The sequence below is a fragment of the Rhodoplanes sp. genome, assembly GCF_013377085.1.
Taxonomy (GTDB): domain Bacteria; phylum Pseudomonadota; class Alphaproteobacteria; order Rhizobiales; family Xanthobacteraceae; genus Rhodoplanes.
Window position 1 is genome coordinate 1 of record NZ_JACAAX010000028.1, and the last position, 20,446, is coordinate 20,446.

At 68.6% G+C, this 20,446-nt stretch carries 18 protein-coding genes; 8 read left to right on the plus strand and 10 right to left on the minus strand.

Going from position 1 to position 20,446, the window contains the following annotated elements; translation table 11 throughout:
• Positions 1 to 177: 177 nt before the first annotated feature.
• Complete coding sequence (locus HXX10_RS18560; protein ID WP_296524286.1) at positions 178 to 585, minus strand: DUF4332 domain-containing protein; 408 nt, start codon at positions 583 to 585, stop codon at positions 178 to 180.
• A 457-nt stretch (positions 586 to 1,042) separates the two neighbouring features.
• Between HXX10_RS18560 and HXX10_RS18565 the strand changes: the two genes are divergently transcribed.
• Together HXX10_RS18565 and HXX10_RS18570 are read left to right on the plus strand one after the other, a co-directional pair.
• Positions 1,043 to 2,731, plus strand: coding sequence for a helicase HerA-like domain-containing protein (locus HXX10_RS18565; protein ID WP_296524287.1), 1,689 nt, complete (start codon positions 1,043 to 1,045; stop codon positions 2,729 to 2,731).
• 61 nt (positions 2,732 to 2,792) lie between these two features.
• Entirely contained in the window at positions 2,793 to 4,175 is a 1,383-nt protein-coding gene (locus HXX10_RS18570; protein ID WP_296524288.1) for a M20/M25/M40 family metallo-hydrolase, read from the plus strand.
• A gap of 70 nt (positions 4,176 to 4,245) precedes the next feature.
• Here the strand turns inward: HXX10_RS18570 and HXX10_RS18575 are convergent, their stop codons facing one another.
• A complete protein-coding gene (locus HXX10_RS18575) occupies positions 4,246 to 4,413 on the minus strand; it encodes a type II toxin-antitoxin system HicB family antitoxin (RefSeq protein ID WP_296524289.1) in 168 nt (55 codons plus the stop codon).
• Between the two features lie 163 nt (positions 4,414 to 4,576).
• Between HXX10_RS18575 and HXX10_RS18580 the strand changes: the two genes are divergently transcribed.
• Positions 4,577 to 4,984, plus strand: coding sequence for a CidA/LrgA family protein (locus HXX10_RS18580; protein WP_296524290.1), 408 nt, complete (start codon positions 4,577 to 4,579; stop codon positions 4,982 to 4,984).
• Positions 4,981 to 5,697 (plus strand): LrgB family protein, encoded by a 717-nt coding sequence (locus HXX10_RS18585; RefSeq protein ID WP_296524291.1) that lies wholly within the window; start codon positions 4,981 to 4,983, stop codon positions 5,695 to 5,697. Before HXX10_RS18580 ends, HXX10_RS18585 begins: the two co-directional genes overlap by 4 nt.
• A 27-nt stretch (positions 5,698 to 5,724) precedes the next feature.
• On the opposite strand, the gene HXX10_RS18590 is transcribed toward HXX10_RS18585, so the two are convergent.
• The 5 genes from HXX10_RS18590 to HXX10_RS18610 all read right to left on the minus strand — a co-directional run bounded on the left by HXX10_RS18590 (position 5,725) and on the right by HXX10_RS18610 (position 11,909).
• On the minus strand, positions 5,725 to 6,384 hold the full coding sequence (locus HXX10_RS18590) for a haloacid dehalogenase type II (RefSeq protein ID WP_296524292.1): 660 nt from the start codon (positions 6,382 to 6,384) through the stop codon (positions 5,725 to 5,727).
• Between the two features lie 170 nt (positions 6,385 to 6,554).
• A complete protein-coding gene (locus HXX10_RS18595; protein WP_296524293.1) occupies positions 6,555 to 7,796 on the minus strand; it encodes an ABC transporter substrate-binding protein in 1,242 nt (413 codons plus the stop codon).
• A gap of 156 nt (positions 7,797 to 7,952) precedes the next feature.
• Positions 7,953 to 8,951: a tripartite tricarboxylate transporter substrate binding protein gene (locus HXX10_RS18600; RefSeq protein ID WP_296524294.1), complete on the minus strand. Its 999-nt coding sequence runs from the start codon at positions 8,949 to 8,951 to the stop codon at positions 7,953 to 7,955.
• 411 nt (positions 8,952 to 9,362) lie between these two features.
• Positions 9,363 to 11,012, minus strand: a complete 1,650-nt coding sequence (locus HXX10_RS18605; protein WP_296524295.1) for a glycosyltransferase family 39 protein — start codon at positions 11,010 to 11,012, stop codon at positions 9,363 to 9,365.
• A 294-nt stretch (positions 11,013 to 11,306) separates the two neighbouring features.
• Complete coding sequence (locus tag HXX10_RS18610; RefSeq protein ID WP_296524296.1) at positions 11,307 to 11,909, minus strand: superoxide dismutase; 603 nt, start codon at positions 11,907 to 11,909, stop codon at positions 11,307 to 11,309.
• Positions 11,910 to 12,264: 355 nt separating this feature from the next.
• On the opposite strand from HXX10_RS18610, the gene HXX10_RS18615 reads away from it, so the two are divergent.
• On the plus strand, positions 12,265 to 13,236 hold the full coding sequence (locus tag HXX10_RS18615; RefSeq protein ID WP_296524298.1) for a hypothetical protein: 972 nt from the start codon (positions 12,265 to 12,267) through the stop codon (positions 13,234 to 13,236).
• A 41-nt stretch (positions 13,237 to 13,277) separates the two neighbouring features.
• On the opposite strand, the gene HXX10_RS18620 is transcribed toward HXX10_RS18615, so the two are convergent.
• Positions 13,278 to 14,210, minus strand: a complete 933-nt coding sequence (locus HXX10_RS18620; RefSeq protein WP_296524300.1) for a hypothetical protein — start codon at positions 14,208 to 14,210, stop codon at positions 13,278 to 13,280.
• A 342-nt stretch (positions 14,211 to 14,552) separates the two neighbouring features.
• On the opposite strand from HXX10_RS18620, the gene HXX10_RS18625 reads away from it, so the two are divergent.
• Positions 14,553 to 14,684: a hypothetical protein gene (locus tag HXX10_RS18625; RefSeq protein ID WP_296524302.1), complete on the plus strand. Its 132-nt coding sequence runs from the start codon at positions 14,553 to 14,555 to the stop codon at positions 14,682 to 14,684.
• Positions 14,685 to 14,900: 216 nt separating this feature from the next.
• Here the strand turns inward: HXX10_RS18625 and HXX10_RS18630 are convergent, their stop codons facing one another.
• Positions 14,901 to 15,827 (minus strand): TRAP transporter substrate-binding protein, encoded by a 927-nt coding sequence (locus HXX10_RS18630; protein ID WP_296524303.1) that lies wholly within the window; start codon positions 15,825 to 15,827, stop codon positions 14,901 to 14,903.
• 265 nt (positions 15,828 to 16,092) lie between these two features.
• On the opposite strand from HXX10_RS18630, the gene HXX10_RS18635 reads away from it, so the two are divergent.
• Positions 16,093 to 17,082 (plus strand): tripartite tricarboxylate transporter substrate-binding protein, encoded by a 990-nt coding sequence (locus HXX10_RS18635; protein WP_296524304.1) that lies wholly within the window; start codon positions 16,093 to 16,095, stop codon positions 17,080 to 17,082.
• Positions 17,083 to 17,252: 170 nt separating this feature from the next.
• Here HXX10_RS18635 and HXX10_RS18640 read toward each other — a convergent pair whose 3' ends face one another.
• A complete protein-coding gene (locus HXX10_RS18640; protein ID WP_296524305.1) occupies positions 17,253 to 19,364 on the minus strand; it encodes a S9 family peptidase in 2,112 nt (703 codons plus the stop codon).
• 581 nt (positions 19,365 to 19,945) lie between these two features.
• Here HXX10_RS18640 and HXX10_RS18645 point away from each other — a divergent pair.
• Entirely contained in the window at positions 19,946 to 20,359 is a 414-nt protein-coding gene (locus HXX10_RS18645; RefSeq protein WP_296524306.1) for a MucR family transcriptional regulator, read from the plus strand.
• The last annotated feature ends 87 nt before the right edge of the window (positions 20,360 to 20,446 follow it).

A 20,446-nucleotide genomic window follows, 5' to 3' on the forward strand; every position in this document is an offset into this window, starting at 1 on the left:
CGAGCCCGGAATCCATACTCACAGACCGGGGTTATGGGTCCCGGGCTCGCGGCCTGCAGCCGCGCCCCGGGACGACGGAGCCTGCGGACGTCGGCTCCTCCATCGCCCACCCTTAAAGTTAGCGCCTATGCGCCTTCGCGGGGACGAGCGGACAAATGTTTCCGCGCGCAGTCGGCCTCAATAGCTGATCTTGACCGGCAGCGCCTTGGCGGTCTCGATCCAGCGCTCGATCGCCTTCTCGGAGGGCAACGTGCGGACCAGCTTGCGGTGGCGGTTCACCTCGGCCATGCGCTTCGCCAGATTGCCGGGGTTGCGGTACTTCAGCTCCCGCACGGTGTCGACCCCGGCGGCCTCCAGCAGCTCGGCATAGTCCTCGCCGACGCCCTTGATCCGCATCTTGTCGGCGAAATTGGCGATCCGCAGCAGGCACTGCGGCGACAGGCCGGTGCGCTCTGCGAGTTGCTGACGCCCCTTCGGGGTCTTGGCAGCCTCGAGCAGCTTGCTGGTGGTTCGGATGCCGGCGGATTTCAGCGCCGCGGCGATCCCCGGCACGATGCCGTCGAGCTCGGCGATCGAGTATCTCATTGCCGCGCTCCCAAAGGCGTCGCGACGGCGGACAGCAAAACGGCTCGGGCCAGGACGATCTGCGAGCGGTGGCTGGACCGGCATGCGCGCCGCCGATCTCGATCCGGCCGCTGCCCCACGGTGCTCGGCGCACCGGACTCGACAGCGATTCGGCTGGCAACGCGAACCATGGCCCCTCTCGCCCCCCGGCAATTCCGTCATCATTCTGACATCACGGCGCCGAAACACAATCACGCCACGATTGCGACAACGAGGTTGCAGGTCTGTGTGGCGATTGCGCAACGTCGTTGCGCCGGTCTACCACGATGCGACATCGCGTGAGCCGCGCCGTTCGCGGTCCTGGCTCGCGCGCCGTGCAGGCACTCATTATAAGCCTGTATCGATCATTCGATCCGCGGTGCGGCTTCGGCACACGGCACACGGATCGCGGGCGCGATGCGGCGGGAGAAGCGAGACCATGGGCACCCTCGATCAAGACGGCAAGATCCTCGTCGGCAAAAGCGACAAGCCGGAATATCTCACCCTCGCCTTCGGCAACCGGCACGGCCTGATCACCGGCGCCACCGGCACGGGCAAGACCGTCACGCTGCAGGTGCTGGCCGAGGGCTTCTCGCGGGCCGGCGTTCCAGTGTTCGCGGCCGACATCAAGGGCGACCTCTCCGGGGTCGCGGCCCGCGGCGAGGCGAAACCCGCCTTCGTCGAGCGGGCCAAGACGATGGGCTACGACTACGCTCCCGATCAATTTCCCGTGGTGTTCTGGGACCTGTTCGGCGAGCAGGGCCATCCGATCCGCGCCACCGTGCACGACCTCGGGCCGCTGCTGCTCACCCGCATGCTCGACCTCAACGACGTGCAGGAGGGTGTCGTCAACATCGCCTTCAAGGTTGTGGACGAGGCCGACGGCACCGCGGACGGGGTGGCCTCGGACCTGATCGACCTCGCCAATCTGCGCGAGCTGCTCGCCTTTCTCGGGCAGAATGCCAAGGACATCGGCAATCGTTATGGCAACGTCGCGCCGGCCACCATCGGCGCGGTGCAGCGCCAGCTCCTGGTGATCGAGAACCAGGGCGGCGAAAAATTCTTCGGATTGCCGAGCCTCGATCTCACCGACTTCATGGCGACCGACGCCCAGGGGCGCGGACGCATCAACATCCTGGCCGCCGACAAGCTGATGCAGAGCCCGCGGCTCTACGCGACCTTCCTCCTGTGGCTGATCGCCGAGCTGTTCGAGCGGCTGCCCGAGGTCGGCGACCTCGACAAGCCGAAGCTCGTTTTCTTCTTCGACGAGGCGCACCTGCTGTTCAACGAAGCCCCGAAAGCGCTGCTCGACCGCATCGAGCAGGTGGTGCGGCTGATCCGCTCCAAGGGCGTCGGCATCTATTTCGTCACGCAGAACCCGCTCGACGTGCCCGACACCGTGCTGGCCCAGCTCGGCAATCGGGTGCAGCACGCCTTGCGGGCCTTCACGCCGCGCGACCAGAAGGCGGTGCGCTCCGCCGCCGAGACGTTCCGGCCGAACCCCAAGCTCGACACCGCCCAGGTGATCACCGAGCTCGGCAAGGGCGAGGCGCTGGTGTCGTTCCTCGAAGGCAACGGCACGCCGTCGATGGTCGAGCGGGCGCTGATCCGGCCGCCGTCTGCCCGGATCGGGCCGCTGACGCCGCAGGAGCGTCAGGCGATCCTCGCCGCGAGCCCGTTCAAGGGCCGCTACGAGAAGACGGCGCCGCACAAGTCGCTGACCGACCTTCTGAGCAAGGCGGCCGGCGAGGCGGGCGAGGGCGAGGCGCCGCGCCCGGGTCGTGGTGGTCCCGGCGAGGGCGGTGCGCCGGTCGAGCAGCCGGGCATCGGCTCGCGCATCCTAGGCGGTATCGGCGCCATCCTGTCGAACCCGGTGGTCCGCCAGTTCGGCCGCTCGGTCGCCGCCGTCGTCGCCCGCACCGCGACCCAGGAGGCGATGAAGCGGATCGGCATGTCGCCCGCCTCGCGCCGCACCGCCGCGCGCTCCCGTCGCGACGACGGCTTCGGCCTCGCCGACATCGACCGGGCTGCCGACAAGCTGTCGTCGCGTCCCTATGGCCTCGTCGGCGACGACGGCGGCGACCGCGGTCTGTTCGGCACGCCGCAACGCCCGGCGAGCCGGCGCTGAGCGAACTGATGTGACCTGCCCGGCGCGAGCCGGCCGACCCGACCCGAAGGACCATGCTGGAATGACCGCTCTCGACCAGGTTCTGAGCCGCATCGACGCCGATCTCGACAACAGCCTCGAGCGGCTGTTCGCGTTCCTGCGCATTCCGTCGATCTCGACCGATCCGGCGCATGCCGGCGACTGCCGCGCCGCGGCCGCCCACCTCGCCGCGGATCTGCGCAGCCTCGGCATCGAGGCGACGCTGAGCGAGACGGCCGGCCACCCCGTGGTGCTCGGCCACAGCGGCGGCGGCGACAAGGGGCGCGTGCTGTTCTACGGGCATTACGACGTGCAGCCGGTCGATCCGCTGGATCTGTGGGCGACGCCGCCGTTCGAGCCGCGCATCGCGACACTGCCGGACGGCCGAAAGGCGATCGTCGCGCGCGGCGCCTGCGACGACAAAGGCCAGGTGATGACCTTCGTCGAGGCGTGCCGCGCTTACGTCGCCGTGACCGGCAAGCTGCCGCTGCCGATCACGCTGCTGATCGAGGGCGAGGAGGAGTGCGGCTCCAAGAGTCTGCCGGCCTGGATCGAGGCCAACCGCGGATCGCTCGCGGCGAACCTGGCGCTCGTCTGCGACACCGGCATGTGGGATCCCAAGACTCCGGCCATCACCACGGCGCTGCGCGGGCTCCTTTACGAGGAGGTCGAGATCACGGCGGCCGACCGCGACCTGCATTCCGGCCTTTTCGGCGGGCCTGCTCGCAATCCGATCCGGGTGCTGACCAAGATCCTCGGCGGGCTGCATGACGACGACGGCCGCATCACGATTCCGGGTTTTTACGACGGCATCACGGATCCGCCGGCCGAGGTGCTGGCCGGCTGGCGCAGCCTCGACCTGACGCCGGAGAATTTTCTGAAGCCCGTGGGTCTGAGCGAGCCGGCGGGCGAGCGCGGCCGTGCCCTCATCGAGCAGCTCTTCTCGCGGCCCGCCTGCGACATCAACGGCATCTGGGGCGGCTACACGGGCGCCGGCTCGAAGACCGTGATCCCGTCGAAAGCTTTTGCGAAAGTGTCGTTCCGGTTGGTGGCCGGGCAGGACCCGGACACGATCCGGCAGGCGTTTCGCGCGTATGTGCGGGCGAAATTGCCGACCGACTGCAGCGCCCGTTTCGAGGACCACACCGGTGCGCCCGCCGTCGCGGTGCCGTGGGACCTGCCGCAGCTCGCCGCCGCCCGCACGGCGCTCACCGCCGAGTGGGGCCGTGACGCGCTGCTGGTCGGCTCCGGCGCCTCGATCCCGATCGTCGCCGACTTCAAGCGGCTGATCGGCATGGACACGCTGTTGATCGGCTTCGGCCTCGACGACGACCGCATCCACTCGCCCAACGAGAAGTACGACCTCGTGTCGTTCCACAGGGGCATCCGGAGCTGGGCGCGGATTCTGCACGCGCTGGCGGAGTGAGTGGAGCGCCGCTGCGCACTCTTTGGATCGCGCTTCTCCGTAGGGCGCAATTCGCGGCGCTCATTGCACCCTACAACGGCTCTTCGACGTCGACCGACAGGCAGCCTTCGATCGCCTCGTGCAGGTTCCGCACGAGCTCTTCCAGGGTTTCGCCCTGGGTGGCGCAGCCCGGAAGGGCCGGCACCTCGGCCCAGAACCCGCCTTCGTCCGCCTCGTGCACCACGGCCTTGATCTTCACGGCAGGATCCTTGTCCGAATAGGCCGAATGTGCGTGCTCGCGCCGCGCGTGCAAGATCGGCCGGCCGGCTTTTGCCGCCTCGGCAACAAAGCCTCGCCCCCCGCGTGCTTGTCTCTCCCGTTCGTCCCGGCGAGAGTGCGCACCGATCCGACGACTTCTATCGATGACGCGAGGTGCCATGCTCTACGGTTTTGCGATCCTGCTGGGCTGCCAGCTTCTGGGGGAGGCGTTCGTGCGGGCGCTGGTGCTTCCCGTGCCGGGCCCGGTGGTCGGCATGGTGCTGCTCACGGCGCTGATGCTCGTGCGCGCGCCGCTGCCCTCGGAGCTCGGCGACGTCGCCGGCGGCTTGCTCAAGCACCTGTCGCTGCTGTTCGTGCCGGCCGGCGTCGGCATCGTCCAGCATCTCGGCCGCATCGGCCACGAAGGCGGCCGCATCCTGCTGGTCGTGGTGCTGTCGACCGCCGTGACGCTCGCCGTCACGGCCGTGGTGTTCGCCGGCCTGGCCCGCCTGATGGGTGTCGCGGCCGAGCGGGGCGAGCCGGACGTCGAGTCCGTGGAGGGCGAGTCGTGAGCCTGGTCGATCTGTGGGTCTATCTCGCCGGCGGGCCGCTTCTCTGGCTCACTACCACGCTGGTCGCCTATGTGGCGGCCGATGCCCTGTTCGTCGCGGCCGGGCGCCGGCCGATCGCCAATCCGGTGATGATCGCCGTCACGGCGGTGTCGATCGTGCTGGTGGTGACCGGCACGCCGTTTCCGGCCTATTTCGCCGGTGCGCAGTTCGTCCACTTCCTGCTCGGCCCGGCGACCGTGGCGCTCGCCGTGCCGCTGGTGCGCTACCTGCCGCAGGTGCGCCGCCTGATGGTGCCGATGCTGGTCGCGCTGGTGGTCGGCTCCGTGACGGCGATCGCCGTCGCGGTGCTGATGGCGCGCGCCTTGGGGCTCGATGCCGAGACGGTGCGGTCGCTGGCGCCGAAGAGCGCGACGGCGCCGATCGCCATGGGCACGGCCGAGGCGATCGGGGCCGATCCGGCGCTGACCGCCGTGCTGGTGATCCTCACCGGCATCATCGGCGCCATCATCGTCACGCCGCTGATGAACGCGCTGCGGCTGAAGAACTACGCGGCGCGCGGCTTCGCGGCCGGGCTCGCCTCGCACGGCATCGGCACGGCGCGGGCCTTCCAGGTCGATCCGCTGGCCGGCACCTTCGCCGGCATCGCGCTCGGCCTCAACGGCTTCCTCACCGCCGTGCTGGTGCCGGTCCTGCTGCCCTGGCTGTTGGGCTGACGGCTCGCCGCTTGACGAGCGCGCGTCCTACACCGGCGTGTCCAGCAGGCTCGCGAGACTGTGCAGCACCCGTATCGGCGCGAGGTCGTGATACTCCTCCGGCAGGCCGGAGCGGTTGATCCACACGGGCCGGAAGCCGACGGCCGCCGCTCCCATCACGTCCCAGCGGTTGGACGAGACGAACACCACGTCGGCGGGCGCCGTCGCGAAGGTGTCGATCACCAGCCCGTAGACCTCCGGACGCGGCTTGTAGAGGCGCACCGCCTCGACCGACAGCACGGCGTCGAGATGCGTGCCGATGGCCGCCGCCTCGACGGCGCCGGCCAGCATGGGCAGCGTCCCGTTGGAGAGGATTGCCGTGCGCTTGCCTCGCGCCTTCAGGCCGCGCAGCGCCTCGCGCGCATCCGGATAGGCGTCGAGCGCCCGGTAGGCGTCGAGCAGGCGCGCCCGCATGGCGGGATCGACCGACGGCACCCGCGCCAGCGCATAGTCGAGGGCGCGCTCCGTCAGGGTCCAGAAATCGACGAAGCGGCCGGCCAGCGTCAGCGTCCAGGTGTATTCGAGCTGCTTCATCCGCCACAGCTCGGAGAGTCGGTCGGCGTCGGGGCCGACCGCGTCGCGATGGCGGGCGATCGCCGCATGGACGTCGAACAGGGTTCCGTAGGCGTCGAACACGTAGACCGGCATGGCGGCTCCTCCCGGGGTCCGCCATGGTGACCGAACCGGCCGCCGGCGCAAGCCTGCGCCGCGGTGATCACGCGGCGCGACGCCGGCCGGGTCGTGCCGGCGTGGTCGTGCCGGCGTGGTCGATCCCGCGGGGCGGCCGCGAGGATCGACCGTCTGGCGCCGCAGGCCGCTCAGTATCCGAGCGACTTGAGCGTCGGCATGACCTCTTCGCCGCCGAGCGTTCCGGCGACCGTGAACAGATCCCACTCGTTCTTCTGCTGGTCCTTGCCTTTGCCTTTGACCAGGAAGGCCGCGTACTTGTAAGCCGCCTGATGGTCCTCGCGCCAGTTCGCCGGTCCCTTCATCGAAGTGAACTGGCCGTTGTTGGACCGCAGCACCGCCGACACCTTGAGCGGGTCGAATGACTTGGCCGCCTCGAATCCTCTCAGCATCTCGGTGTAGGCGACATAGGCGATCGCCGCATATCCGTCCGGCGGTACCTGATATTTGGCCTGGTACATCGCGGTGAATTCGCCCGCGCTCTTGGCGACCTCCTTGTCCGCGAAGTCGCTCAGGTCGTGGTAGAAATAATGCAGGGCATAGACGTCTCGCAGCGCCTCCGGGGGGAGGCCCTTCGCCACCACGTTGGTGATGAACGAGTTGAAGATGGTCATCCGCTTGCCGAGATCCATCTGGTGCACCTGCTTCAGCAGCGCCACCGCATCGGCCCCGAACTGGGCGGAGATGAAGACGTCGGCATTCGATGCCCGGACCTTTTGGAGAATGGTCGTGAAATCGGACGTTCCCAACGAGACCTCGTCGTAGCCGACGACCGCGCCGCCGAGATCCTTGGCGGCATCGTAGACGCCGTCACGGATGCCCCAGCCCCACGCGTCCGAGCGGGCCAGGAAGTAGATGCGCTTCTTGCCGAGCATCTTGATCGACGACTGGGCTGCCATGTAGCCGACCGTCCACGGCGTGTAGGCCGCCGCGAACGTGCATTCGGCGATCCGCCCCTTCTGGAAGTTCTCCTTCGGCGCGACGCCGACCGGGAAGTACGGCAGCGGTTCCTTGGACACGATCGAGTTGATGGCGTTGATGATGGGGGCGAAGGTCTGACCTCCCACCGCCTTCACGCCTTCGGAGACCAAATAGCGGAAGCGGCGAACGCCGACGTCGATCTTGGCCTCGTCGTCATAGACGACACCTTCGACCATGACCTTGCCCCAGGGCATGTCGAGGCCGCCCCGCTTGTTGACCACGTCGATCGCGAGCTGGGCGCCTTGCACCTCCGTCTCGGCGACGGCCGCGAACACGCCGGTGAGCGGCAGCAGGATGCCGACCTTGATCTTGGCAGGATCCTCCGCCCGAGCGGCGGGCGCGAGAGCGCAGCAGAGTGCGGCCGCGACAACAAGGTTCCGGAAGCGTCTCATCCTCGACTTCCTTTCTGATCATGAATGCTACGGTGCACCTCCTGGGCGTCGCCGCCGGAAGGTGCCTCTTCGACGAGGATCGCCCGCTGCCCCGCCTCGCGCATCTCGCGCTTCGCGTCCGTCGGGGCTCGGCAGGCGCGCGCCGCGCGCCCGACCTCAGTCGGGCTCGGCCCCGATCTCCTTCACGAGCGAGCTCCAGCGCACCGTCTCGCGCTCGACATAGGCCTTGAACTCGGCCGGCGAATTGCTCGCCCGCGCGATCACGCCGGCATCGGCGAACCGCGCCTGGATGGTCGGATCCGAAAGGACCCGCTGCACGGCGGCATGGATCTTCGTGATGATCGGCTCCGGGGTGCCGGTCGGGACCAGCATGCCCTGCCAGGTCGTGACGACGTAGTCGGGGTAGCCGAGTTCGGCGAAGGTCGGGACCTCCGGCAGGGCGGGAATCCGCTCCTTGGTGGAGATCGCCAGCGCCTTGATCCGGCCGGACTTGATGTAGGACAGCGCCGGTGTGGCGGTGAGCTGGAACAGCTCGACATGGCCCGCGAGAATGTCGGCGGTCGCCGGTCCGGCGCCGCCCTTGTAGGGGACGTGGTTCATGGTCATGCCCACCTCCTTGCGGAACTTCTCCAGCAGGAGCCGGTCGGCGCTACCGCTGCCGGCGGAGGCGAAGTTCACCTTTCCGGGATGCGCTTTCACATAGGCGATCGTCTCGGCGAGCGTGCTCGGCGGGAACTTCATGCTGGCGATCAGGATGCTGGGCGTTTCGGTCACCAGAGAGACCGCGACGAACTGCTTGTCCGGCTTGACCGTGAGGTCGGTATAGAGGGTCGGATTGACGCATACGGTCCCGGCATTGCCGAGGAAGATCGTGTACCCGTCGGGCGCCGCGCGGGACGCCACGTCCATGCCGATATTGCCGGCGGCGCCGGAGCGATTCTCGATGATCACCTGCTGGCCGAACGCCTGCGTCAGCCCGGGCTGGATGATCCGCATGGCGATGTCGGACGCCCCGCCCGGCGCGAACGGCACGATCACCCGAACGGGTTGCGACGGATACTTCGACGGGTCCTCGGCCGAAAACGCGGCGGTCGGGCACACACTCCCGGCCCACGCTGCTCCGAGAAGCAGACGAACGGTCTCTCGGCGATTCATCTCGTTCTCCAGTCGGACGGTTGCGACATTCTGACGGACCAATCGCGCGGACGGGCCCGGCACAATCGAGATCCGTCACAAATCCGAGGCTCGAACGGGCGCCGTACCGGCGGCAAAAAATCACCGCCGCCGGAAAAGCCGGCGTTCGTGCAAGGTCTCCTCGGCGCGTCCGGCCGTCATCATCGCCGTGCGAAGGAGTGTCCTACTGAGCGATGATGAAATGCCCGCAGCGTGCAGTGAGCACGTGCCCGACGAGAGGGTCGTCCTCCTCGGGGGCGAGCCACTGCGCGATCAGGGTGAAAGGCTGGGCCATAAGCGGAAGCGATGACGGCAGAAAGCGTCACGCGACGCTTAACATGCAAAGAACAAAATGTATTGAGTAATGCTACTAGGGCGCGCCCGCGCCCCGCCTCACGGCGGCGGCAAGGTGAGCAACGTCTGGATGTCGCGGCCGCGGATGTCGTAGACGCGGGCGAAGACGACGCCGTCGCGCACCACCTCGGCGAGGATCGGCGCGTCGAGCTTGGCGCAGTAGAACTCGTTCAGCGAGATGGCGAGCTCGGCGCCCTGCGGCTGCCAGTCGGTCGGGTAGTTCCTGCCGAGCGCGAGCCGCACCGGCCGCTGCGGGCCACAGATGGCGATCGGCCGCTTGTGCTCGCGGGTGGCGAGCTCGCCGCGGGCGGCGAGCGCGTCGAGCAGCGCCTGCGACGCCTGCTTGAGCGACAGGCCCCAATAGTCGCGCATGAAGCGGCCGTCGGCCGCCTGCATGCCGCCCGACACGGCGTTGAAATAGGTGTACTCGAACGGGTGCAGCCGGATCATCGTGACGACCGGATGGGCGAGCGTCATCGCCAGCACGGCCGCCGCGATCGCGGTGCGGCGCAGGTCGCTGCCGCCGAAGCGGTCGGTCAGGACGGCGCCGATCAAACCGCCCAGCACGGCGAGCGGCGGCAGCACGAAGACGAAGTGGCGCAGCCCGTTGTACATGGCCGGCCGCGTCACCACCGTGAAGGCGATCGGGAACACCACCGAGACGGCCAGGAAGACCAGGCTCGCCCGGCGGTTCAGCGGGCGGTCGCGATGCGCGGCACTCGCCAGCGCCCCGATCACGCCGGCGATGCCGAGCGCCCAGAAGATCTCCGGCGTCGTCAGCGCGAACAGCTCCGGCACGTAGCGGCGCGGCATGTCGGCGACCGAGCGCAGCGTGCCCTCGAACAGCTCGTTCCACGGCTTCTCGAAGAAATGCGAGAAGTAGACGAGGGCCCGGGCCGGATTGAGCGGCGAGACCACCGACCACGGCCAGATCAGCGCCATCAGGGCATAGGCGACGATCAGGGCGGGGATCAGCCGCAGCACGAACTCGACGGCGCGGGCGAGCGCGGCGCGCAGCGTGGTGTTGCGCGCCTCGGCGCCGACGATCAGGGCGAAGGCCGCGATCGCGGGCACGGCCGCCAGCGCGCCCATCACGCGGGTGCCGAAGGAGAGGCCGAGCCCGAGCCCGAGCAGCGCCGTGGTCGGCACGCTCGGATGCGGATACTCGGAGAAGGCGCGGACGAAGCCGAGGGTCGCGGCCAGCATGGCGACCGCGAAGGGCACGTCCTTCGGGTTGATGAACATGTGCCCGACATAGAGCGGGCAGGCGGCGAGCAGCGTAACGGCGACGAAGCCGGCGAGCGGACCGCCGAGCCGGCGGGCGATCCGCCAGGTCATCGCCAGGCCGGCGATGCCTATCACGGCGCCGACCAGGCGGCGCGTCTCGAACAGCGGGAACGGCAGCACCTTGGCGGCGAGCGCCGCCAGCATGTCGAAGCCGCCTCCATAGGCATAGAGGTTTACGAAGGAGAGGGCGCGGCGGTCCGTGAAGCCCGAGCCGTAGAGGCGCAGCAACAGCCCGCCATATTCGGCATGCGCGTAGTCGTCCCAGCCCATGCCGAAGTCGCGGAAGGTCGCCACGGCGACCACGCCCATGATCGCCAGCACGACCACGGAAGCCACATCGGCGGCGCGCAGCCCGCGCGGGGCAGCCGCACGGACCGGGGCGGTCGAGAGCAGGGCGGGCATCAGGAGGCCGTCATCGGGGGCGGGCTCGGTCGGGAGAGGCGGGACGACGGGGAGCTTCGAGATCGGGTCTTCGAGACAGTCTCGTCGATACGGGGGCGTCTGAACAGGATCTTCGGCGCAGAATCTCCGGCGCATGATCGTCAGCGCAGGTCTCGGGGACCGCGTCGAGACGCACGCTCGCCGGACGTCGGGCACCCGGCGGTCGGCTCACGCGCGCCGGCCGGGCGAATGCGCCGGCGCCGGCGCTCGCTTCGTGCGAGGCCGGCGCCGCCGCATCATGTCACAGCGGACGGGCTATTTGGAAGCGGCCGCGTAGAGCTCGGCGACGTAGTCCCAGTTGACCAGATGGTCGACGAAAGCCTTCAGGTAGTCGGGACGGCGGTTGCGGTAGTCGATGTAATAGGAATGCTCCCACACATCGGCGCCGAGGATCGGCACGGCCCCGTGTACCAGCGGGCTCTCGCCGTTCGCCGTTTTCGTCACGATGATCTTGCCGTCCTTCACGGCGAGCCAGGCCCAGCCGGAGCCGAATTGGGTGACGCCGGCCTGCACGAAGTCCTCCTTCGCCTTGGCGAGCGAGCCGAGGTCGGCGACGATCGCCTTCTCCAGCGCGCCCGGCAGCTTGTCGCCGCCGCCGTTCGGCTTCATCCACTTCCAGAAATGCAGGTGGTTGTAATGCTGGCCGGCATTGTTGAAGAGGCCCGGGTTCTTGCCGAAGGAGCCTTTGACGATCTCCTCGAGCGACTTGCCCTCCCACTCGGTCCCCTTGAGCAGGTTGTTGCCGTTGTTCACATAGGCGAGGTGGTGCTTGTCGTGGTGATACTCGAGCGTCTCGCGCGACATGTAGGGCGCCAGCGCTTCGTGGGCATAGGGCAGATCCGGCAGCGAAAACGACATCTCGTTGCTCCTCGAGGGTTCGATTTGGATCGGGGGGTGACGTTCGGGTCGTAGAACGGCGTCCGACCCTCCTCACGTAGAGATCGCGGACCGCCTGCGCAACCTCGTCAAGGTGCCCTGATGCCGTTCCCTGTGTCGGTTTCCGAACCGCCTCGCCGGTCCGGTCTCGCCAAAATGGTTGTGGCCGGTCAAAGGCATGGATAATGTTCCGGAGGAAACGGACGAGTAGTTCCGGTGAACCGGCTGGCGCGCTTCCCGGTGCGTGCCCCGGCCGAAGCGGTCAGGCGAGCCGCCGGCGGCGTCGGCGCGGCTGTGCTCCGGGTTGGCGTTCCGGGTTGGCGTAGAGGGCGTTGCGATGGTCCTGGTCCTGATGTCGGTCGGCGCGCTGCTGACGGTGGTCGGCCTCGCCTCGGTGGCCTACGGCCTGCCCTACAACGACTTCGGGCTGGGCAACATCCTGGTTGTGGCCGGCACCACTGCGACGGTCGCGGGCCTGATCCTGATCGCCCTCTCGGCCGTCCTGCGTGAGCTGATCGCGATCCGCACGGCGCTGACCGCCGGCGCCGCCGACCGGGCCGAGGCGCCGGGCCGGCTGCGGTCGAGCGAGCCGCCGCTTGCCGCCGCGCCGGATCAGCCCTCTGCCGCCGTCGCGGCGGAGCGCCTGCGTGCCGCACCATCGCGCGCCCCGGTGCCACCTGCCCCGGTGGCTCCGGCGTCGCCGCCGCTCCCCCAGGCCGAGCTGCCGCCGCAGCCGCCCCTGCGGGCGCCGCCGACCCCGCCACCGCTGCGGCGCTCCGATCTCGACAGCGAGCCGGCCGCCTACCGGACGCCCGTGGTGGCACCGCTTCCGGCCGCTGCACCGTCCTCCGACATCGGTCTGCCGGACTCGCTGCGCGCCCGTCCGCCGGCCGCCGGTCGGGGCGACGACACCGGCGACCTCGGTGCCCCGGCCCCCGACTGGACGCAGGACCCGCTCGGCGAGCCGATGTCGGTGAACGAGCGCAAGCGCTTCTTCGGCTGGACGAGGCGGCGCCAGACCGTGAGCTCCGACGCCGAGGCCCCGCACGCCGAGGCGGCCCCGCCCGCCTTCGACCGCGCACCGCCCCCGCCGCCGCGTGCACCGTCACGGCCGGCCCCGCCGCCGCGCCCCGAGCCGCCTGCCGCCGAGGACACCGGCGGCGTCGCCGTCCTCAAGTCCGGCGTCATCGACGGAATGGGCTACACGCTCTACACGGACGGCTCGATCGACGCCGAGTTCGCGCAAGGGGTGCTGCGCTTCGGCTCGATCGAGGATCTGCGCCGCCATCTCGAGCAGTACGCCGGCTGAGCGCGCGCCCGGGTGCGGCGTCCGGGCTCCACCTCGGATCGCTACAAATCCGCCAGCGCCATCAGCTCGCGGACATGGGCGTGCGAGACCTCGAAGGCGGCCTGCTCCTCCTGCGTGAAGCGGCAGGCGATGATGCGCTGGACGCCGCTGCGGCCGATCACGCAAGGCACGCTCATCACGGCGCCGTCGACACCGTACTCGCCCTCCAGCAGCGTGCCGACCGGCAGCACCGAGCGCTCGTTGCCGGCGACCGCGCGGATGATGCGAAAGACGCTCGCGGCGATGCCGTGATTGGTGTTGCCCTTGCCGGCGAAGATGTCGAGGCCGATCTGCAGCACGCGCGCCCGCACCGCGGCGCGATCGAGCGGGCCGGCGCCGTTCAGCGCGCAATAGGTGTCGATGTCGAGCCCGCAGACATTGCACAGGCTCCACGGGATGAAGCCGGTGTGGCTGTGGTCGCCGAGCACGTAGCCGAAGATGTTCTTCGGATCGATGCCGACATGGTCGGAGACGATGCGCATGAAGCGCGCCGTGTCGACGATGGTGCCGAGGCTGATCACCCGCTCCTTCGGAAACGAGGAGTGGGTGACGGCGACCTGCGCCATCACGTCGACCGGGTTGGTCACCATCAGCACGATGGCATCCGGCGAGGTCGCCTGCGCGCGGGCGATCAGGTCCTGGATCACCTTGCTGTTGATGCCGACCAGCGCGTCGCGGCTCTCGCCCTGCTTGAGCTGGGCGCCCGCCGTGATCACGACGATGTCGCTGCCGGCCGTCTCGGCCCAGCCGCCGGCGACCAGCTTCGGGTTCTTGGCGTAGATGAAGGCGGTGGTGTGGGCGAAGTCCCAGATCTCCGCCTGCGCCTTGACGGCATTCTGGTCCACAGCGACGATCTCGCTGGCCACCGTCGAGGCGACCAGATGGCCGACCACCTCGGTGCCGACCGCCCCCATGCCGATGACTGAAATTTTCAAGTGAAGCCCCCGTGGATATCCCGGGGCGCCGCACGGGTGCTCCCGAGCGTCGCAAACCCTGGGGTGCGCGGAGGATAGACCTCCGGGGCGGAAATTTCCGAGCGTGTTTGGGACCGAAACAGGAATTCGCTGTCGCAAAGAAGGCTTCGCGGGACATGTCGCGATCAAGACGGGCGGCGCGGCGTCGGGCCGCCGGCGCTCGCGTCGGTACCAGCCTGCCAGTATTCATCTCGCTGCGATCAGTTGACGCAGATGACGACGCAGATCCGGTGGCGTCGGACTGATCCAAGCGAAGAAAGACGGCGTAACCATCGCATAGTCACCATCAACAGGAGACCCCCGATGTTGAACTCCGTCACGATCGCTGCTCCGATCCTGCTCCCGCTGATGTCGTTCGGGATCGTCATCTACCTGATCGTGCGTGGCGGCAGCGCCGCCGCCACTCGGCTGTCGCGGGCGAACAGCGCACGCTGAACATCGGCGACGCGGCCCGCGGGCCGCGTCGCTTATGCCTGAAAACCGTCGTGCACGGGCTCGACCCGCGCATCCATCACGCTTCGTAAAGGCACTTTGCTCGCACGGTGATGGATCGCCGGATCAAGCCCGGCGATGACGTCGGTGGGTGAGGCTCACTCTCTGCAATTCCGCAGATCGTCTCGGCGATCCCGCGGGACCGTCACGGGGTGTGCCTCACCCCCGCCCCACCAACCTCATCGCCTCTGTTCCGTACGTCTCCCGCGCGTCGGCCAGCAGCGGCGCCACCGCCGCCACGAAGGTCGCGTGCTCGGCCGCGGTCGGCGTGATCAGCTCGCAGCCGGCGGCGGCGATCTTTTGGCGGGCGTCGTCGTCCTCCTCGGCCGTCATCACGCGTTGCGCCGCCACGGCGTCGCGGACGGCACTGCGCATCGTCTCCCGCAGGGCCACGGGCCAGGCATCGAACTGGGTCCGATTGAAGAACACCGGCCGCGAGACATAGAAGTGGTTGGTCAGCGTGTGGAACGGGTGGAAGTTGTGCACCCCGTACGTCACCGTGTTGGCGAGCGGGTTCTCCTGCGCGTCGAGGGTGCCGGCCTTGATCATGGCGATCGCCTCGGTGAGGTCCATGCGCATCGGCCGAGCACCGAGCAGCGCGAAGGTCTTGGCCTGCACGTCGCTCGGCAGCACGCGAATGCTCATGCCGGCCAGGTCGGCGGCGGTGCGCACCGGCCGCAGCCGATTTGAAATCTGCCGAAAGCCGTTCTCGAACCAGCCGAGGATGCGATAGTCGACGCTCTCCTCGATCTTGCGGGCGAGGTATGTGCCGAGCGCGCCGTCGATCGCGGCGCGGGCCTCCTCGTTGCGGGAGAACAGGAATGGCAGGTCGACCAGGCCGAGTTCGGGAACGCGGTCGGTGAGATAGCTCGACGACTGGTAGCCGACGCTCAGGACACCGGATTCGACCAGCCACAGGATATCCTCGGCCTTGTAGCCGAGATCCATGATGTTCCAGACGTAGCGGACCTTCACGTCGGCGCCGAACGCCGCCTCGACGCGGTCGCCGATGATCTTCAGGGCCTTGCTGAAGCAGGTGGAGGACGGGCCGTAGCCGCCCATCCGGATCTCGATCGGTTTGGTCATGAGGACTTTCGGCAGGTGTTTTTGCGGGGACCGGCGCCGCTGGCGGCAGGGCCGCGGCTTCGACGTCGGCGACCATAACGGCGCCGCCGTCGGCTGTCGAATGCCAGCCCCGCGTGCCGCGCGAGGCTCGTGCGATTGCCGATGCGATCTTGCATTGGTGCGGTGCGGCAAGCTCCGCCGGGCCGCGGTGCGCGCTTGTGTTCGGCGCGGGGCGGCGCCAGAGTCGGCGCACCAACAATCACGATAATCAATCGGGGGAAAGCGAATGAAACGATACGTGCTCGCGGCGGCTCTGATCGCCGGAGCGGCGACGGCGGGGCTGCAGGACATCAGGCAGGCCGCGGCCCAGGCCTTCCCGTCGCGCCCCGTCACCATGGTGGTGCCGCTCGGGCCCGGCGGGTCGACCGACGTGGTGGCCCGCGTCGTCGCCGAGGGGATGCGGGCGGCGCTCGGCCAGCCCGTCATCGTCGAGAACACCACGGGGGCCGGCGGCACCGTCGGGGTCGGCCGCGTCGCCCGCGCGGCGCCGGACGGCTATACGTTCGGCATCGGCCATTCCGGCACCAATGTCGTCAACGGCGCCATCTATCCGCTGCAGTACGACCTGCTCGCCGACTTCGAGCCGATCGGCCTGATCGCGACGCAGCCGTTCTTCATCGTCGCCCGCAAGTCGATGCCGGCCACCAACCTGGCCGAGCTGGTCACCTGGCTGAAGGCCAATCCCGACAAGGCGACCGAGGGCAATTCGGGCATCGGCACGCCGAGCCACATCTCCGGGATCCTGCTGCAGAACACGCTGGGCGTGAAATGGACCATGGTGCCGTATCGCGGCGCCGGGCAGTCGATGCAGGATCTGATCGCCGGCAATACCGACATCCAGCTCGATACCCCGGCGACCTCGATGGGCCACATCCAATCCGGCCTGATCAAGGTCTATGCGGTGACGGCGAAGGAGCGCCTCGCCATGGCGCCCGACATCCCGACCACCGACGAGGCCGGGCTGCCGGGCTTCTACTACTCGTTCTGGCACGCCCTGTGGGCCCCCAAGGGCACGCCCAAGGAGGTGGTCGCCAAGCTCAACGCGGCGCTGCGCACCGCGCTCGCCGATCCAGCCACCCGCAAGAAGCTGGTCGAGCTCGCGCAGGTGATCTTCCCGGCCGACCAGCAGACCCCGGAGGCGCTGCACGCCTTCCAGAAGGCCGAGATCGAGAAATGGTGGCCGATCATCAAGGCCGCCGGCATCAAGGTGGATTGATGTAACGACCGCGGTCGACAACACCCCGTCATTCCGGGGCGCGGGCCGAAGGCCCGCGAGCCCGGAATCCATACACACAGACAGGGGTCATGGATTCCGGACAGCGTTGCTTCGCAACGCTTCCGGAATGACCGCGGTGAACTGTTCGATCGACCTGCGTGCTCGCGCCGCTACTCCCGTCCCGCAACCGCGATCGCAAAAGCGTAGGAGAGCGCCACCTCGCGCAGGCGCTCGAAGCGGCCGGCGGCGCCGCCGTGGCCGGCGTCGAGATTGGTGCGCAAGAGGACCAGGTTGTCGTCGGTCTTCAGGCGGCGCAGCCGCGCCACCCATTTGGCCGGCTCCCAATACGTCACGCGCGGGTCGGTGAGGCCGGCGAGCGCCAGGATGGCCGGATAGGCCTGCGCCCTCACATTGTCGTAGGGCGAGTAGGCGCGGATGGCGTGGAACGCAACCTCGTCGCGGATCGGGTCTCCCCATTCGAGCCATTCAGGCGGGGTCAGCGGCAGCGTCTCGTCCAGCATGGTGTTGAGGACGTCGACGAACGGGACCTCGGCGATCAGCCCGGCATAGAGGTCGGGCCGCATGTTGGCGATGGCGCCGATCAGCATGCCGCCGGCCGAGCCGCCCTGGGCGACGACCTTGTCGGGCGCGACGATCTTCTGCGCGATCAGATGCTCGGTCGCGGCGATGACGTCGCGAAACGTGTTCGGCTTCGCCGCGAGCTTGCCTTCGCGATACCAGCGCCAGCCCTTCTCGGTGCCGCCGCGGGCATGCACGATGGCATAGACGAAGCCGCGGTCGACCAGCGACAGGCGCGAGGTCGAGAACGCCGCCGGCATCGACATGCCGTAGGCCGCATAGGCATAGATCAGCGCCGGCGCGGTGCCGTCGAGCGGCGTGTCCTTGCGGGCGAGGAGCGAGACCGGCACGGTCTCGCCGTCGGTCGTCGGGGCGAACAGGCGGCGCGTGACATAGTCGGCCGGATCGTGCCCGCTCGGCACCTCCTGGCGCTTGCGCATCACGCGGGTGCGCGCCGCGCAGTCATAGTCCCACACCTCGGTCGGCGTGGTCATCGAGGAGTAGCTGAAGCGCAGCGTGTCGGTGGCGAACTCGTAGCCGGGATTGATGCCGAGCGAATAGGCCTCCTCGTCGAACGCGATCGTGTGCTCCTCGCCGGTCGCCAGCCGGCGCACCACGATGCGGGGCAGGCCGTCGGCGCGCTCGAGCCGGATCAGCCAATCGGCCGTGACGCCGAAGCCGAGCACGAACACGCCCGGCCGGTGCGGAACGAGGTCGCGCCAATGCGCGCGGCCGGGCGTCGCCAGCGGCGCGACCGCGATCTTGAAGTCCTCGGCGCCGTCCGCATTGGTGCGCAGGAACAGGACGGGACCGCCCTCGAAATCCGGGTGATGCTCGACGTCGTACTGCAGCGACGCCTCGTGCGGCGCGACCTGGACGGGCCGGGAGTCGGGCGCCTCGAGGTCGATCAGCCAGGCCTCGGCCGACTCGTGGTCGTGCACCGAGATCTCGGCGAAACGTCGCGACTGCAGCGGCGACAGCGAGACGAAGAAGCCAGGGTCGTCGGTGCGGAACACCTCCTCGTCGGCGTCCGCGGGCGTGCCGAGGCGATGGCGGAACACCTTGCTGGGGCGGTGCTGCGCGTCGAGCCGCACGTAGTAGAAGGCGCGCGAGTCGGCCGCCCACACCACCCCGCCGGAGATCTCCGGCACGAGATCGGGCAGGTCCTCGCCGATCGACAGGTCGCGCACCCGGGCCGTGAAGAACTCGGACCCGCGATCGTCGGCGCTCCAGGCGAGCCGGCCGTGATCGGGCGAATGGTCGGTGCTCCCGATGCCGAAGAAGGCCTTGCCGGCGCCGAGCGCGTCGCCGTCGAGCAGGATCTCCTCCGGTCCGCCGTCGCGTGGCACACGGCACATCAGCGGGTGCTCGCCGCCTTCGCGGTGGCGCGTGTAATAGGCATAGGGGCCGTCCGGCACCGGCACGCCGGCGTCGTCCTCCTTGATGCGGCCTTTCATCTCGGCGAACAGCGTCTCCTGCAGGGCAGCCGTCGGGGCGAGTGCCGCCTCCGCATGGCCGTTCTCGGCCTCCAGCACGGCCCGGATGGCAGGGTCGAGCACGGCGGGGTCGCGCATCACGGCCTGCCAGTTGGGGTCGCGCAACCAGGCATACTCGTCCGTCAGGGTGACGCCGTGCCACTTTGTGACGCTCGCCGTCTCGGCGACGCGCGGGGGAGCAGGGGGGCGGGAGACGCGGTCCAGCATGGTTCGCTCGTGATGTTGACGGCGGGGCCGCGAGCCGGGGCGCACGGTCGAGCGCAAGAGGAAGCGCTGAAGACTTAATGTAGGGTTCGTCAGGTCCGGCGCAAACCGCGTCGGCACCGCGGTACCGCCAGTCGACTGTCTGCGGTGCCGCCGACAACTCGTCCGAGCAGCGGGGCTGCGACCGCAGTTCGGCTGTCCAGTTTTGGCGCCGATATCCTCATGAATTTACGTAATAAAATCCACAGGGCCGGAGATCGGCCCAACGCCGGGGTCGAGGCGGCACGCGCGGTCGCGACCGGATGATCGGCGTTCCGGTATGGGGGTCATGCCGATTTGAACGTACAAACCTGTACTGTCAGGTGTCGTTGCGCGAATAGTTCGGCCGTTCTGTTGTCGAGTTCACGATGATTTCTACGCGGGGCGATTCTGTTCTTGCTTTCCCCAGCAATGGCGATACATAAGAAGAGTTCTCACGAGTCGGCCGCTGATGTCGCGCTGCTCGCGGGCCGGCCGGGTCTATTAGGGGGCTTTTGTGGCCCGGGCGGAGTGGTCGGGGCCATTAAAAGAGAAATGAACGAGAAATGGGCGAGAGCGCACAGAACTATATTGAGCTGACGGCCGACATCGTGTCGGCGTATGTTAGCAACAACAGCATATCCGCAAACGATATTCCGGGGCTCATCAACCAGATTCATTCGGCATTGCTGAGGGTTTCGGGTGGCCCGAGCGACGCTCCCGTCGAGCCGCTCAAGCCGGCCGTGTCGGTCAAGAAATCGATCACGCCGGAGTACATCGTCTGTTTGGAAGACGGGAAAAAGTTCAAGTCCCTCAAACGGCACCTTCGGACCCAGTACAACATGACACCGGAGCAGTACCGCGAAAAATGGGGTCTGCCGCCAGACTATCCGATGGTGGCGCCGAACTACGCGGCGGCCCGCTCGCAGCTCGCCAAGCAGATGGGGCTCGGGCAGCAGCGCCGGCGGCGCTCGAAGTAAGGCGCGGCGCGCCGGCCCAGCCGGCGTTCGATGCGCATCGAGGTATCACCCGTCGGGCCGCAGGCCCGGCGGGTTTTCTTTGTGCGC

Excerpts from the sequence above, each read along its gene's own strand:
- HXX10_RS18560 (WP_296524286.1), bottom strand. The coding sequence starts at position 585 with ATGAGATACTCGATCGCCGAGCTCGACGGCATCGTGCCGGGGATCGCC.
- HXX10_RS18565 (WP_296524287.1), top strand. The coding sequence starts at position 1,043 with ATGGGCACCCTCGATCAAGACGGCAAGATCCTCGTCGGCAAAAGCGAC.
- HXX10_RS18570 (WP_296524288.1), top strand. The coding sequence starts at position 2,793 with ATGACCGCTCTCGACCAGGTTCTGAGCCGCATCGACGCCGATCTCGAC.
- HXX10_RS18580 (WP_296524290.1), top strand. The coding sequence starts at position 4,577 with ATGACGCGAGGTGCCATGCTCTACGGTTTTGCGATCCTGCTGGGCTGC.
- HXX10_RS18590 (WP_296524292.1), bottom strand. The coding sequence starts at position 6,384 with ATGCCGGTCTACGTGTTCGACGCCTACGGAACCCTGTTCGACGTCCAT.
- HXX10_RS18595 (WP_296524293.1), bottom strand. The coding sequence starts at position 7,796 with ATGAGACGCTTCCGGAACCTTGTTGTCGCGGCCGCACTCTGCTGCGCT.
- HXX10_RS18600 (WP_296524294.1), bottom strand. The coding sequence starts at position 8,951 with ATGAATCGCCGAGAGACCGTTCGTCTGCTTCTCGGAGCAGCGTGGGCC.
- HXX10_RS18605 (WP_296524295.1), bottom strand. The coding sequence starts at position 11,012 with ATGCCCGCCCTGCTCTCGACCGCCCCGGTCCGTGCGGCTGCCCCGCGC.
- HXX10_RS18610 (WP_296524296.1), bottom strand. The coding sequence starts at position 11,909 with ATGTCGTTTTCGCTGCCGGATCTGCCCTATGCCCACGAAGCGCTGGCG.
- HXX10_RS18615 (WP_296524298.1), top strand. The coding sequence starts at position 12,265 with ATGGTCCTGGTCCTGATGTCGGTCGGCGCGCTGCTGACGGTGGTCGGC.
- HXX10_RS18625 (WP_296524302.1), top strand. The coding sequence starts at position 14,553 with ATGTTGAACTCCGTCACGATCGCTGCTCCGATCCTGCTCCCGCTGATG.
- HXX10_RS18630 (WP_296524303.1), bottom strand. The coding sequence starts at position 15,827 with ATGACCAAACCGATCGAGATCCGGATGGGCGGCTACGGCCCGTCCTCC.
- HXX10_RS18635 (WP_296524304.1), top strand. The coding sequence starts at position 16,093 with ATGAAACGATACGTGCTCGCGGCGGCTCTGATCGCCGGAGCGGCGACG.
- HXX10_RS18640 (WP_296524305.1), bottom strand. The coding sequence starts at position 19,364 with ATGCTGGACCGCGTCTCCCGCCCCCCTGCTCCCCCGCGCGTCGCCGAG.
- HXX10_RS18645 (WP_296524306.1), top strand. The coding sequence starts at position 19,946 with ATGGGCGAGAGCGCACAGAACTATATTGAGCTGACGGCCGACATCGTG.